Raw genomic sequence first — 14,002 nt, forward strand, 5'->3', positions numbered from 1 at the left:
CCGACTCTTGCGTCAGTCGTATTCGGGGAAGTCGCCTTCTCCATGATGTTGCGGGCTTTGCACCGGCCCGATTCATCGCCCGGGCGGCTCAGTCCCAAACTAGCTCAGTTCGCGCCACATGATGATGTCGTCGCGATAGTCATCGTCCGCCACCCGCACCGCGCGCGGGAGACGACCGACCTCGGTGAACCCGTGCCGCCTGTAGAAGGCGTCGGCACCGGTGCCCGAGCGGACCTTGAGGCTGAGCGCCTCGAGCTTCAATGCTTCGCGTGCCACTCGATCAACCGCTCCGAGGAGCTTCCCGCCAAGGCCGCTGCCTTGGCGATCCGGGTCGACCTGAACGTGGCGGATGGTGCGCCATCCCTGCCTCGGCGGGCTGTCGTTTGATGTGAGAACACACCAAGCGACAATGGCGGCTCCTTCCTTTAGAGCGACCAGCGTGTCAGTCTGGTCGATCACTCGCGCGAGAATGGAAACGGTGTGAGGGCGAACCTCGTCGATGTTCACCGGCGGGATGAACCCGACGGAACCGCCGGCGTTCGTGACCCGTACCCAGAGGTGGCTGAGTTCATCGACGAGCGCGGCGGTGACCGGCGGATCCACCAGAACCGAGATGTCATCGCCGTCTGCCGGCGACAACCCTGGCGTGGAGCTATCAGTCACTGTTGCTTGCACGCCTACCAGCTTGCCCTACGCGAAGGCCCCGATGACAGTCCCTTCCCGCCATATGGGCGCACGTCACTATCAGTCGTCAATAGGCGCCTTTGACCATGATCTACACCATGCAAACCCCTTGTGCGGGTCTCGTCCGGTGAAGCCTGCGACCCAATGATGCATAAGCTTCACCAAGAGGTGTATTCCGGTGCTTTCCAGGCTCGCAGCAATGCGGTACCTTTCGGGGGTGGCATCAGCGAGTACCTCCGGCCAGAGCCCCCAGCCAGCCCATCCGACCCCGAACTCGCAGCAGCGAACCCCGCGCTCCAGCGGCGCCAGATCCGGCCTGCCTCCGTTCGTGAACTGGCCCGCCTTTCCCTTCGAGGGAGAGATGCGCCTCAAACCACTCCAAGCTCCCGTCGACGCGGAGCCGCCGCGACGCGGCGACCGCCAAGAGCAGTGCTCGGCATGCCATACACCCGACGATGCCTACCTCTGGACCGACGAACGCTGGCGCCTCAAAAGCCCGCCCGCGCCGAGCGGCCTCCCTGTCGTCGTGATCCTCGAACCGCGTGCACACCTGGACCTCGGCGATCTCTCCACCATGCACGCCGCCGAACTCGGCGTCCTCACCGTGCGCCTGGAGCGGGCGATCCGCTCGCTCGAGTCGGTCGCCCAGGTCCACGTCAACCGCTGGGGCGACGGCACCGCTCATCTCCAACAGTGGTTCCTCGCTCGGCCGCATGGCTATCTTCAACTGCGGGGGCCCTTCATGACCATGTGGGACGAGATCATGCCGCCGGTCGACGACCACGAGTGGCGGATGAACCTCGAGTACATCGCCGCATGGCTCACGGACGACTGACACGAACAAGGCCGAGATGTTTCACGTGAAACATCCCGGCCTTCGAGTCACATCAGGCGCGTGCCAGCGCCAGCCGCACCATCTTCGCCAAGGTCTCACCGAAGTCCATTTCCGCCGCCTCGATCGCCATCGGCAAGAGCGAGGTCTCGGTCAAGCCCGGTGCCACATTGGCTTCGAGCACCTGGACTCCTCCGGCGTCGTCCACCATCAGGTCGACTCGCGACATGTCCCGCAGCCCGAGAGTCTCGTGCACCGACACCGCGATCTCGGCCACGCGCGTCGACACGGACTGATCGAGGTCGGCCGGGACCGTCCAGCGGGTCGCTCCCGGGTTGTACCGGGCGGCGTAGTCGTAGTCGCCGTGCAGCGGCGAGATCTCCACCGGCGGGAGTGCCACGGGTCCGTCGCCGAAGTCGACCACTCCGACCGCGATGTCGCGCCCGTCGGCGAACGATTCGACGAGCGCTTCGTCGCAGTATGAGAAGCAGCCCATCATCGCCGAAGGGAAGTCGTCTTCCTTGTGGACGGCGTGTACGCCGAGCCCCGAGCCTCCGGAGTTGGGCTTGACGACGAGCGGCAGGCCCATCTTGGTCGAGATCCGATCGAGGAGCTTGCGGGCGCCGAAGTCCGAGAACGCCTGGCGCGGCATGGTGGTCCAGTCCGGGGTCGGCACGCCGACCGAGCGGAGCAGGTCCTTGGCCGTCGACTTGTTCCAGGCCCGCCTGGCCCCGACGGCGTCGGTCCCCACGAACGGAATGTTCGACAACTGGAGGACACCGCGAAGCGAGCCGTCCTCGCCCGGGGCGCCGTGCACCATCGGCAGCACGACGTCGGGCGGGTATTCCTGGAGCGCCGGCAGCAGTTCGCCGTCGAGGTCGCGGATCTCGCAGACCATGCCCTGCCGCTGGAGCGCCGCGGCGGCGCGCCGGCCGGACTTGAGCGAGATCTCGTGCTCGTACGACATGCCTCCGGCGAGGATGAGCACGCGGACGTCTGTTGCTGCTGCGCCTGCTTTCATGCGGTTCCTCCGGCGAACGTGTCGCGCAGTTCGATGTCGCCGGCGACGACGCCGGCCAGGCGTCGGACGCCTTCGCGGATCGACTCGGCGGACTGGGTCGAGAAGTTCAGCCGCATCTGCCTGCGTCCGTTGCCGTCGGCGTAGAAGCCGGTGCCCGGTACGTAGGCGACGCGTTCCTGCAACGCGCGTGGGAGCATCGCCTTGGAGTCGAGCCCTTCGGGAAGCGTGGCCCATACGAACAGGCCGCCGCCCGGGTGCGTCCAGCTCATGCCCTCGGGCATGTAGTCGCTGAGCGCGGTCAGCAGCGCGTCGCGCCGGTCGCGGTAGAGCGTGCTGAAGACCTTGACCTGCTGGCGCCATTCCATCTCGGTGAAGAACCGCAGCGTGGCCTCCTGGATGAGGGCCGAGGGGCACAGGATGGAGGCCTCGACGGCGAGCAGCAGCTTGTCGCGCACGGCCGGTGGCGCGAGCACCCAGCCGAGGCGCAGGCCCGCTGCGAAGATCTTGGAGACGGTGCCGAGGTAGATCACGCCGCGGTCGGCGCGTGCCCGCAGCGGCGCCGGCGGGGATCCGTCGAACGAGATCATGCTGTACGGGTCGTCTTCGATGATGAGCAGGCCGTGCCCCTCGGCGATCTCGAGGATCCGCTCGCGGCGTTCCTCAGAGAGGGTGACGCCGGTCGGGTTCTGGTAGCTGGGGACGGTGTACAGGAACTTCGCCCGGCGTCCTTCGCGTTCGAGTTCGCCGAGTTTCCGTTCGAGTCCTTCGGGGATGAGGCCGTCGTCGTCCATCGGCAGGTGTCTGACGTCGGCCTGCGAGGCCTGGAAGACGCCGAGCGCCCCAACGTACGTGGGTCCTTCGGCGAGGACGATGTCTCCGGGGTCGAGGAAGGTGCGGGCGAGCAGGTCGAGGCCTTGCTGCGCCCCGTTGGTGAGGACGAGGTCGTCGGCCGAGGCGCGGACGCCGGACAGGTCCATGACGCCGCACAGGGCCTCGCGCAGCGCGGTGCTGCCCTGGCCGGGGCAGTAGCCGAGCGCTTCGGCGCCCTTCTGCTCGAACAGGCGCGTGAACATCTCGCCGAGCTCGTCCATGGGAAGCGCGGCGGTGTAGGGGTTGCCTCCGGCGAGCGACACGACTTCGGGGCGGTTCGCGACCGAGAAGAGTGCGCGGATCTCCGACTGTGCCATCCCGTGAACCCGGGATGCGTACCGACCGGTGTAATCGTCGAGCGTTGTACCGGACACGCGGAGACCTCCTTCAAGGGCCTTCATCGTCCGCGGACGTCGCCCGCGGGCCTTCTGTCTGTTGTGCGCACGGAACTGCGTCTGTGAGATCGGTGCGATGCGAACGCGCGATGGCGTAAGAAGCGCTGATGATCAGCCTACGGGGCTGACACGCCGATCGGCCCACTCTACTAGCACAGGGAGTGATGCACGTGCGTGTTTTCCATCATGTGAACACCGGCTCGACGTAATCTGATGGGGTGCATCGGCGCATGGTGAACCTCACGCTCGACTCGCTGGACGCGCTTCCGCGGCGTTGCCGCTCCTGTGTGTTCTGGGAGCTGTCGCCGCTGTGCGCGGAGTCGGCCGGCGAGGAGGGCGATCCTGGCCTGGAGAAGGAGGCGTGGCTGTCGCAGACCCTGCTGGAGTGGGGCGGGTGCGGCAGGATCGCCTACGAGGGCGAGCGGGTCGCCGGGTTCATCACGTACGCGTCGCCGAAGTTCGTGCCGAGGTCGATGGAGTTCCCGTCGGGGCCGGTGTCGCCGGACGCGGTGCTGCTGATGACGGCGTATGTCAAGCCGGCGTATTCGGGGACGGGGCTGGGGCGCCAGTTGGTGCAGACGGTGGCGGCGGACGTCGCGCGGCGGGGCATCTACGCGGTCGAGACGTTCGGGGATGCCCGCGGCGAGTCCAACGCGTGTCTGGTGCCGGCGGATTTCTACCGCTCGGTCGGGTTCAAGACGGTGCGCGCGGACCCGCGGTATCCGCGGCTGCGCCTGGAGGTGCGCCCGTCGGTCGACCGCACCGAGCGGTCCGCGGACGAGGCGGAGCTGCCGGAGCCGGTGGAGTGGTTCGAGCTCGACGATTTCGAGTTGGAGCAGTTCTTCGAGGGCCAAGGCTCCGACGAGCCGAGCATCGTGCGGCCGCGGTCGGACCGGCCCGGCGTGCCGCGTCCCGGCCCCCGGTGAGGACCGCTCTTCTTTTGACGGCATGGCGAAGGGGGCCGAGCGCGCGCTCGGCCCCCTTCGGTGTGCTGGTGCTACTTCTCGAGGAAGCGCTTGATGGCGGCCTTGGGCTGGGCGCCGATGAGCTGGTCGGCGGGCTGCCCGTCCTTGAACAGGATCATGGTCGGCACGCTCATCACCTGGAACTTCCGAGTGGTCTCCGGGTTCGCGTCGGTGTCGAGCTTGCGGATCTCGATCGCGTCGGACTCGGCGGCGAGCTCTTCGAGCACCGGAGCGACCTTCTTGCACGGGCCGCACCATTCGGCCCAGAAGTCGACCAGGACCGGCTTGTCGGACTCGAGCACCTCGGTCTGGAAGTCGGTGTCGCTGACTGCTTTGATGGCGCCCATGGGCATCCTCCTGTTGTTCTGGTTTAGGGCAGGTGGGTTCTAGTCGGCAAGGCTGGTGACGAAGCGTTCGGCGTCGAGCGCGGCGGCGCAGCCGGTTCCGGCGGCGGTCACGGCCTGCTGGTAGGTGTGGTCGACCAGGTCGCCGGCGGCGAAGACGCCCTTGAGGTTGGTCCTGGTGCTCGGCGAGTTGACCTTGACGTAGCCGTCCTCGTCGAGCTCGACCTGGCCGGCGAACAGTTCGGAGCGGGGGTCGTGGCCGATCGCGATGAACAGGCCGGTCACGGGCAGGGTGCGCCCCGCGCCGGTTTCGGTGTCGGCCACCTCGACGCCCGCGACCTTGCCGCCTTCGGCGAGGATCTGCTCGACGACGGTGTTCCACTCGACTTCGATCTTCGGGTTGGACAGCGCCCGGTCGGCCATGATCTTGGAGGCGCGGAACTCCTTGCGGCGGTGGAGGATCGTCACCTTGGAGGCGAACTTGGTCAGGAAGGTCGCCTCTTCCATCGCCGAGTCGCCGCCGCCGACGACGGCGATGTGCTGCTCGCGGAAGAAGAAGCCGTCGCAGGTGGCGCAGGCGGAGACGCCGCGTCCCATGAGTTCGGACTCGCCGGGCACGTTCAGGGACCGGTAGGCCGAACCGGTGGCGAGGATGACCGAGCGGGCCTGGTATTCGGTGTCGCCGACCCACACTTTCTTGATGTCGCCGGTGAGCTCGACCTTGGTGACGTCGTCGGAGACGAGTTCGGCGCCGAAGCGCTCGGCCTGCTTGCGCCATTGGTCCATGAGGTCGGGGCCCATGATGCCCTCGGGGAAGCCGGGGTAGTTCTCGACCTCGGTGGTCTGCATGAGCGCGCCGCCGAACTGGGAGCCCTCGAAGACCAGCGGACGCATGTTGGCTCGGGCGGTGTAGAGCGCGGCCGTGTAGCCGGCCGGTCCCGAGCCGATGATGATGACGTTGCGTATTTCGCTCACCGGAATGTGCTCCTCAGCGGTGTATTGGCGTTGTGTCCCAGCGCGGCGTCGGGACGTACTCGTGGCGAAGCTCGTGGGCCGCGGCTGGGCGCCGCGGCTGACAGCTTCAACGCCATCCTATTGACCAGAAATTCCGGCGGGCGTCCCTGTGGCGGGCGTGTGACAGGCATTGAAGCCTGAAGTGCGCAGTCTCACGTCGCGAGGCGGGCTTACCGCTGGGAGAACAGCTCGTCGATGATGCCGTGGGCGCAGTCGGGCGCCACGGCGACGGCGATCTCGCCCGAGTCGGAGACGAGGAGCGCCATGACCGCCGGCTCGGTCTCGAATCGCGCGAAGTCGGCCGCGACGACCAGGCCGTCGTAGCGCCGGGCGAGGGCGTTCTGGCAGTTCTGCCACAGTTCGCCGCCGTCGGCGAGCGCGGCGAGCTCTTCGGGCACGGCGCTGCCGGTGCTCTCGCCGCCGAGCTGGCGCAGGGCGCTCAGCAGGTCGGCGGTCTCGTCGTAGTCGGTGCCGGTCGCGAAGGTCTCGACGTCCATGGTCGATTCGCCGTCCCCGGGGCCGACCTCCTGCGGCTCCTCTTCGGCGTTGAATTCCTCGGCTTCGGACGCGGCGCCGAGGTCCTCGTCCTGCGGGCTCCCGGCGGCCTCCTGGTCGGCCATGGTCGCCGAATCGCCGCCGCCGGCTTCGGAGACGACCTGGACGGCGAGGGCCACGCCGCCGACGGTCACGATCAGCGCCGCCGCGGCGCTCACGAGGGCGTAGCGGCGGCGCTTGGGGCGCAGCCGCTCGGTCAAGGACACGGCGGCCGGCTCCTCGCCGGAGTGGAGGGTGTCGGCCGAGGGCAGCTGTTCGAGCACCCTGTCGAGCCGACCGGCCACGTCGGTCGGGAGGTCGTCGTATTCGGCCGAGGCGGCCTGCAGCAGGCCCGCGGTCTTGGCCTCATCGTCGCGCCACGCGTTCATGATCGTCCCCCCTCCTTTCGAACCGGACTGTGCTCGTTCGGTGCTCCTGGTTCGACGCCGGGCCCGCCCGGCGGGTTCCCGAGCAGGGGAGGGCCGGCGGGATCGAACTCGGGCAGGCTCGCGGCCAGGCGTCTGCGGGCACGGGAGGCGCGGGACTTGACGGTGCCGGGACGGATCTTCAAGATCGCGGCGACCTCCTCGACGGGGTAGCCGAGCATGTCGATGTAGACGAGCACGGCCCGCTGTTCGAACGGCAGGTCCGCGAGGGCCCGGTGGACGGTGAGCTTGAGCGCCGACGCGGCCGGGTCGCCGTCGTCCGAGGTGCGCACGTCCTGCTCGGGCAGCGGCACGGTCGGGCGCCGTCCGGCGGCGCGGATCCGGTCGAGGCAGGCGTTGACGACGATCCGGTGCAGCCAGGTGGTGACCGCCGAGTTGCCTCGGAACGAACCGGCGGCCTGGTAGGCCTTGATCATGGCGTCCTGGAGCGCTTCGGCCGCGTCCTCGGGATTGGCGAGGGTGCGCACCGCCACCGCCCACAGCCGCCCGCGGTGGCGGCGGAAGAGCTCGCCGAAGGCGTCCCGGTCGCCGGAGACGTGACGGGACAGCAGTTCGGCGTCGGAGGGGTCGGCCTCATTGGGCGAACCGCGTTCGGGCGGGCGCGGGGCGGCGGGCATGGGTTCCTACCGGACGAAGACGTTGATATCGCTGATCGTGATCTTATATCCACCCGACGACGGCGGCAGCTTCGTCACCCACACCACGACGTAGCGGGTGGCATCGCCGCTGGCCTGGAGTTCGATGTTCGTGTCCGCGTCCTCGACCTGTTCGGTGAGCGTGATGTACGAGTCGACGATCTCACGGTCGCCCGCGGAGTCGTCGCCGAAGTCCTCGTCGCCGCCGAGCAGGCCGACCGAGGAGCCGGCGCTGGTCATCTGGACCCGGACCGACGCGACCTCCATCGGTTCGCCGAGGTCGACGAGGATGCCCATGCCGTCCTTGCCGGTGATGTTGCCGAACTCGGGGCTGTTGTAGGTCTGGGTGGACCAGCCGGTGGAGGCGTTGCCGTCGACGACGTTCGCGACGCCTTCGAGCTCGGTGCGGTCGCCGCCGGGGTCGATGATGCGCAGGTCGTCGGCGCTGATCTCGGCCTCGGTGGGCGCGGCGACCGAGGTCTCGTCCTCCGAGGGCTCCTCGGAGGCGCTGCTGTCGTCGCCGGTGAGGCCGAGCGCGTTCTCGTTCGAACCCGCTTCGTCGTCACCGCCGCCCCACAGGAGGGCGCTGGTGACGACGCCCGCGAAGACGACGACGGCGACGATCGCGGCGACGACCGCCAGTCGCTTCATGCCGGCCGGGGGCGCCTCGGGCTTGGAGGAGGAGCCGGTGCCCATGACCTCGAGCGGTCCGGCACCGCCGCTCTCGGCGAGTTTGCGCAGTTCGAGGGCGAGCTCGGCGGCCGACGGCGGGGCCTCGGCGGCGTCGAGCAGGTCGCTCGTCAGGCGGCCGAGCGAGTCGGGGACGCTGGAGACGACCTCGCCGGCGTCGAGCGGACGGCCCCATTCGTCGGTGGGCGCGTCCGGCAGACCCGTGTCCTCGGTGGGGACGACGCGCGGCCAGCAGCCGGTCAGGCAGGCGTAGAGGGTCGCGCCGAGCGCGCGCACGTCGCCGACGGGCGTGTGCCCGGGCTCGTTGCGCGGCTCGGTGACCATGACCCTGTCGTCCTCGGACAGGAGCACCGCACCGGGATGGAGGTCGCCGTGGGTGACGCCGCCTTCGTGGAGGGCGGCGACCGCGTCGGCGACGGACGCGACCAGTTCGAGCGCGTGCGTCGGCTGGAGCGGCCGCTGCTGGAGGACGTGGCGCAGAGACGAGCCGTTGACCCATTCCCTGACGACGTAGGCGAACCGACCCTCGTCGACCGCGTCGTAGACGTCGACCATCGAGTCGACGTGCGTGCGCGAGGCGGCCACGGCGGCGGTCATGGTGGGGGCGGCGGCCTCGCCGCCGGGGGAGCGCAGCACCACGGCGACACTGCGGTGCAGGAGCACGTCGACGCCCCGCCACAGCTGGCGGTGGCCGTTCGCGCCTCCGACGTGCTCTTCGAGGCGGTATCGCTCCGCGAGCAGGTCACCCACGGACGGCACTTCGACAGAACTCATGATGCGGGGTCCTCCCCTCTAAATGCGACCCGGCGAAGGGGTCGTGTCCAGCCGGGGGCCGGCACACGTATGGATGGTACTTGGCTCATCGTCGCAGCTTTGCGCGCACTGTTGCCTTCAACGACGCCATCTCGGAGACTCGCAGTAGGAGGCAGGCGGCGATGTAGACGGCCACCAGCCCCGTACCCAGCACCGCAGCGGCGCCCACCTGCCCGATCTTGGAGTCGACGACGTCGGGCCAGGCGAGCCAGCCGAGCCACGCGGCCACGCCGGCGACGGCCGCGGCCGTCGTGGTGCGCAGCAGCCCGAGCGCGACCTTTCTCATACCGAGCAGACCGACGCGTTTGCGCAGCAGTGACATCGACAGCAGCAGACTGACCAGGTAGGAGGCGCCGTTGGCCGCGAGCAGCCCGACCACCACCCACTCCAAGGGAAGCAGCGCGAACGCCAGCAGGTAGCCGCCGATGCGGATCGCGATGACCGGCAGGTTGAACATCGCCGGCGTCTTGGTGTCGGTCTGGGCGTAGAACGCGAAGATCTGGAGCTGGCTGATCGAGAACGGCAGCAGGATCGCGCCGACGACCGCGAGCGCGGTGCCGGTCGCCAGGGCCTGGTCGGCGTCGTAGGCGCCCCAATTGAAGATGGCCAGGCCGATCGGCTCGTGCAGGGCGATGAACGCCGCCGCGATCGGCACGAGCAGGAACGAGGCCAGGCGGATGCCGCCGGAGAGGTGGTCGGTGAGGTCGGTCCAGCGCTTGTCGTCGGCGGCGCGGGTCATGCGCGGCATGAGCGCGGTGATGACCGAGACGGCGACGATGCCGTGGGCCATCATCATCATGAGGTAGGCGTTGTTGTAGACGGTCGTGCCGGGCACGAACGGGCCCGTGTCGTCGGAGTTGCCGGAGGCGGTGTTGGCGATCTTCACCACGGCCATGACCGCGACCTGGTTGGCGGCCACGAACAGCAGCGTCCACGCGGCCATGCGGCGGATGTCGCGCAGCGGCAGCGCCTTGAAGTCGAAGCGGAACCGCCAGTGGAACCCGGCCTTGCGCAGCGCCGGGAACAGGCAGAGCACCTGGATGACGACGCCGGCGGTGGTGCCGCCGCCGAGGAGCAGCAGCATCCCGGCGGTGACCTGGTCGGCCTCCATGAACAGGCGGCCCTCGTCGCCGGGGGTGGCCTCGCGCGTGTAGATCAGGAAGAAGGCCGCGCCGACGGCGATGACGACGAAGTTGTTGATGATGGGCACCCACATGGGCGCGCCGAAGCGCTCGCGGGAGTTGAGGACGCCCGAGAGGACGGCGAACAGGCCGTAGAACATGAGCGCCGGCAGCATCAGGTACGACAGGCGCGTGACCGTGTCCTGCTGGACCGGTTCGGCCATGCCGGCGGCGATGAGCGGAGCGGCGAGGGTGACGATGAGCGCGGCCCCGCCGAGGACGAGGAGCGCGAGGGTGAGCAGGCGGTGCGCGAAGGCGTCGCCGCCGTCGGGGTCGTTCTTGTGGGTGCGCACGAACAGCGGCAGGATGATCGAGGCGAACACGCCGCCGAGGACGAGCTCGTAGATCATCTGGGGGAAGTACTGTGCGGTGGTGTAGGAGTTGCCGAGCAGCCCGGCGCCGATGGCGGCGCTGATGACGACGGTGCGGCCGAAGCCGGTGACGCGGCTGACGAGCGAGCCGACGCCCATGAGCAGACTCGAGCGGGCGACGCCCTTGTTCGCCGTGGGCTCCTCGCCCACCGGCGGCGTGCCGATCGGCGTCGGACCGTGCGCGGCGTAGCCTGAACCGGTCCGGGGCGCCTGAGAGCCGAATTTCGAGCCTGGGGGCGAGGCCTGCGGGCCGTTACTCGGTCTCGCTCTACTTTCGGCCATTCGTGCTCTCTCCGCTAAGCTTGCCCGGCGATGTCTGACAACAGTAGCGGTAACGAAATCACAGTCCCGTCCGTAGCCGACGAGCTGGGTCGGGTCTTCTCCGACGCCGGTTTCGAGCTGCATCTGGTCGGTGGCTCGGTGCGTGATGCGGTCCTGCGCAGGGACACCAATGACCTGGATTTCACGACGGACGCCCGCCCCGAGGACACCGAGCGGCTGCTTCGCGCCGCCTGTTCGACGGTGTGGACGACGGGCGCGGATTTCGGGACCATCGGCGGGCTGTTCCGCGGGCACCAGGTAGAGGTGACGACGTTCCGCGCCGACGCCTACGACCGGGTCAGCCGCAATCCGATCGTCCGCTACGGCGAGAGCCTCGTCGACGATCTCGAGCGGCGCGACTTCACCATCAACGCGATGGCCGTGTCGCTCCCCGGGCACGTCTTCTCCGATCCGTTCGACGGGATCGGCGACCTCGCGAGGCGCACCATCCGCACCCCGGCCGCCCCGGAGTCGTCGTTCGCCGACGACCCGCTGCGCATGCTGCGCGCGGCGCGCTTCGCCGCGCAACTGGACTTCGCGATCGAGCCGGGCACGCGCGAGGCCATGGACCGCATGGCACCCGAGCTGGCGCGCATCACCGCCGAGCGCATCCGCGAGGAGTTCGTGAAGCTCCTGTCCTCGCCCGACCCGGTGATCGGGCTCAGGGCGCTGGTGGACACGGGCCTGGCCGAGCAGTTCCTGCCGGAGCTGGGCGCGCTGCGCATGGAGATCGACGAGCACGCCCAGCACAAGGACGTCTACGAGCATTCGCTCCAGGTGCTGCGCAACGCCATCGACCTCGAAGAGGACGGCCCGGACGTGATCTTGCGGCTCGCGGCGCTGCTGCACGACATCGGCAAGCCCGAGACGAAGGGCGTGACCGACGGCGGCAACGTGACCTTCCACCACCACGACGTGGTCGGCGCGCGGATGGCGCGAAAGCGCATGCGCGAGTTGAAGTTCCCCAAGTCCGACGTCCAGTCCGTGTCGCTGCTCATCTCGCTGCACCTGCGCTTCTACGGCTACGGGGACAGCGCCAATGGACGGCTTGCAAGCGGCGCCGAGACTGGCTGGACCGATTCGGCGGTGCGCCGCTACGTCACCGACGCCGGCCCCGAACTGGAGCGGCTCCACAAGCTGGTCCGCTCCGACTGCACGACCCGCAACCGTCGCAAGGCCGAGCGGCTTCGCCGCGACTACGACGCCTTCGAGGACCGGATCGCGCGCATCCGCGCCGAGGAGGACCTGCGTGCCGTCCGGCCCGACCTGGACGGCAACGCGATCATGGAGCTGCTGGGCCTGCCGCCGGGCCCCGAGGTCGGGAAGGCCTGGAAGCACCTCAAAGAACTCAGACTGGAGCGGGGTCCGCTGACTCGCGAGGAGGCTGAGGCGGAACTGCGCGCCTGGGCCGACCGGGAAGGCCTCGCACCACGTCGAGACGCGGATTGAGGATCTCCCGGATCACCAGAGCGCACATGACCGCGACGGCGAGCCAGCGCGCCGTGGCGGCGGTGAGGAACACCCACTCGGGGATGCCGCGGCCTTCCTCGGCCGAGACCTGCAGCATCTTGCCGTAGAACGCGAAGAAGTAGCCGAGCTCGGCGACCTGCCACACCAGGAACATGCCCCACTTCGGCCGGGCGAGGACCACCAGCGGCAGCAGCCACAGCACGTACTGCTGCGACCAGACCTTGCCGAACAGCAGGAACGCGGCCACCACCAGGAAGCACAACTGCGCCAAGCGCGGCACCACGTCATCGACCCGCGGCGCACGGCGGTGTGAGAAGTAGCCGAGCGCGGCGATCCCGAGGCACGACAGCGCGAACAGCACCAGGTAGGCGTCGTTGACGAACTCGTGGTTCCACAGCGACTCCCAGCCGGTGACGCCCCGCAGGACGTACCAGCCGGTGCCCCAGTCGACGGGCCGCTCGGAGTTGAGTTCGAAGAATCGCAGCCACGACTCCGGCCACAGGGCCGCGACCGGCGCGTTGATCGCGCCCCACGTGAGGGCGGCGGTGGCGACGGCCGCCAGCGCCGGGCCGAGGCGCCTTTGGCGCAGGGCGAGGACGAGCAGCGGGCCGGCGAACAGCAGGGCGTAGAACTTGGCGGCCACGGCCAGGCCGAGGAACAGGCCCGCGAGGACGGGCCGGTCGCGTTGCCAGTACAGGAAGAACGGCATCGACAGGGCGATGGCGAACAGGTCCCAGTTGACGGTGGCGGTGACGAGGACGATCGGCGCGGCGGCCATCATCATGGCGTCCCACGGCCGGCTCGGCCGTTCGCGAGGCGCCGGTCCGTCGGCGTCCGGGTCGAGCAGGTCGGTGCGGCGGTTGTCCTCGCGGATCTTGTACAGGATCGCGATCGCGGCGATGCCGCAGGCGAACAGGGTGACCGCGTTGAGGTGGTAGAAGATCGTGCCGCCGTCGGTGCCGGCGATATTGCCGATCCGGTAGGCGATCTGGCCGAGGACGCCCATGAACCAGCCGGTCAGGACCGGGTACTCGACGGGGTGGTCGCGGTAGGGGATGGCGCCTTCGTTGAGGCGTTCGACGCCCCACAGCGCGCGGATGTCGGTGTAGCAGGCGTTGGTGTACTGCTGCCAGTCGATCCAGTTGCCCCCGGCGCAGGGGTATTTCTGGATCCAGGAGACCGCGAAGAACACCAGGCCGGTGAAGAGGATGACGCGCATCGGCGTCCAGAAGCGACGGCGCGGCGGGTTGACGGCGTGGTGACCGAACGGCCCGCCGATGAACCCCGAGGCGGACCGCACGAAACGGTCGGTGAGCGAGGGCGCCACTGGCGCGCGGCGGCGCTCAGTGTCCCCGGAACGTGACGACGGCATGGGACACATTCTGTCCCATGCCGTCGTCAGCGTGTCAACGGCCG

General features: G+C 69.0%; 13 protein-coding genes. 3 read left to right on the forward strand and 10 right to left on the reverse strand.

The window, feature by feature from the left end; all coding sequences use genetic code 11:
* Positions 1-99: 99 nt before the first annotated feature.
* Positions 100-675, reverse strand: a complete 576-nt coding sequence (locus ACYVK3_RS14695) for a GNAT family N-acetyltransferase (RefSeq protein WP_460498082.1) — start codon at positions 673-675, stop codon at positions 100-102.
* Between the two features lie 370 nt (positions 676-1,045).
* On the opposite strand from ACYVK3_RS14695, the gene ACYVK3_RS14700 reads away from it, so the two are divergent.
* On the forward strand, positions 1,046-1,519 hold the full coding sequence (locus ACYVK3_RS14700; RefSeq protein ID WP_460498083.1) for a hypothetical protein: 474 nt from the start codon (positions 1,046-1,048) through the stop codon (positions 1,517-1,519).
* Between the two features lie 52 nt (positions 1,520-1,571).
* Here the strand turns inward: ACYVK3_RS14700 and ACYVK3_RS14705 are convergent, their stop codons facing one another.
* Together ACYVK3_RS14705 and ACYVK3_RS14710 are read right to left on the reverse strand one after the other, a co-directional pair.
* Positions 1,572-2,537 (reverse strand): D-alanine--D-alanine ligase family protein, encoded by a 966-nt coding sequence (locus ACYVK3_RS14705; RefSeq protein WP_460498084.1) that lies wholly within the window; start codon positions 2,535-2,537, stop codon positions 1,572-1,574.
* A complete protein-coding gene (locus ACYVK3_RS14710; protein WP_460498085.1) occupies positions 2,534-3,781 on the reverse strand; it encodes an aminotransferase-like domain-containing protein in 1,248 nt (415 codons plus the stop codon). The genes ACYVK3_RS14705 and ACYVK3_RS14710 overlap by 4 nt, the downstream gene beginning before the upstream one ends.
* A gap of 239 nt (positions 3,782-4,020) precedes the next feature.
* Here ACYVK3_RS14710 and ACYVK3_RS14715 point away from each other — a divergent pair, with 239 nt between their 5' ends.
* Entirely contained in the window at positions 4,021-4,728 is a 708-nt protein-coding gene (locus ACYVK3_RS14715) for a GNAT family N-acetyltransferase (RefSeq protein WP_460498086.1), read from the forward strand.
* 71 nt (positions 4,729-4,799) lie between these two features.
* Here the strand turns inward: ACYVK3_RS14715 and trxA are convergent, their stop codons facing one another.
* The 6 genes from trxA to murJ form a co-directional block, all read right to left on the reverse strand.
* Positions 4,800-5,114, reverse strand: coding sequence for a thioredoxin family protein (gene trxA / locus ACYVK3_RS14720; protein ID WP_460498087.1), 315 nt, complete (start codon positions 5,112-5,114; stop codon positions 4,800-4,802).
* A 39-nt stretch (positions 5,115-5,153) separates the two neighbouring features.
* Positions 5,154-6,086 (reverse strand): NAD(P)/FAD-dependent oxidoreductase, encoded by a 933-nt coding sequence (trxB, locus tag ACYVK3_RS14725; protein ID WP_460498088.1) that lies wholly within the window; start codon positions 6,084-6,086, stop codon positions 5,154-5,156.
* 209 nt (positions 6,087-6,295) lie between these two features.
* Positions 6,296-7,048, reverse strand: coding sequence for a hypothetical protein (locus tag ACYVK3_RS14730; RefSeq protein ID WP_460498089.1), 753 nt, complete (start codon positions 7,046-7,048; stop codon positions 6,296-6,298).
* The gene (gene sigM, locus ACYVK3_RS14735; RefSeq protein ID WP_460498090.1) at positions 7,045-7,722 is read right to left on the reverse strand and encodes an RNA polymerase sigma factor SigM; all 678 of its coding nucleotides are present in this window, start codon (positions 7,720-7,722) and stop codon (positions 7,045-7,047) included. The genes ACYVK3_RS14730 and sigM overlap by 4 nt, the downstream gene beginning before the upstream one ends.
* Positions 7,723-7,728: 6 nt before the next feature.
* A complete protein-coding gene (locus tag ACYVK3_RS14740) occupies positions 7,729-9,204 on the reverse strand; it encodes a protein kinase family protein (RefSeq protein WP_460498091.1) in 1,476 nt (491 codons plus the stop codon).
* Between the two features lie 85 nt (positions 9,205-9,289).
* The gene (gene murJ / locus ACYVK3_RS14745; RefSeq protein ID WP_460498092.1) at positions 9,290-10,945 is read right to left on the reverse strand and encodes a murein biosynthesis integral membrane protein MurJ; all 1,656 of its coding nucleotides are present in this window, start codon (positions 10,943-10,945) and stop codon (positions 9,290-9,292) included.
* A 162-nt stretch (positions 10,946-11,107) separates the two neighbouring features.
* Here murJ and ACYVK3_RS14750 point away from each other — a divergent pair, with 162 nt between their 5' ends.
* On the forward strand, positions 11,108-12,565 hold the full coding sequence (locus ACYVK3_RS14750; protein ID WP_460498093.1) for a CCA tRNA nucleotidyltransferase: 1,458 nt from the start codon (positions 11,108-11,110) through the stop codon (positions 12,563-12,565).
* Here ACYVK3_RS14750 and ACYVK3_RS14755 read toward each other — a convergent pair.
* Positions 12,465-13,958, reverse strand: coding sequence for a glycosyltransferase family 87 protein (locus ACYVK3_RS14755; protein WP_460498094.1), 1,494 nt, complete (start codon positions 13,956-13,958; stop codon positions 12,465-12,467). The two genes, ACYVK3_RS14750 and ACYVK3_RS14755, sit on opposite strands and share 101 nt — an antisense overlap.
* Positions 13,959-14,002: the final 44 nt, after the last annotated feature.

This window comes from Glycomyces tarimensis (assembly GCF_054776215.1).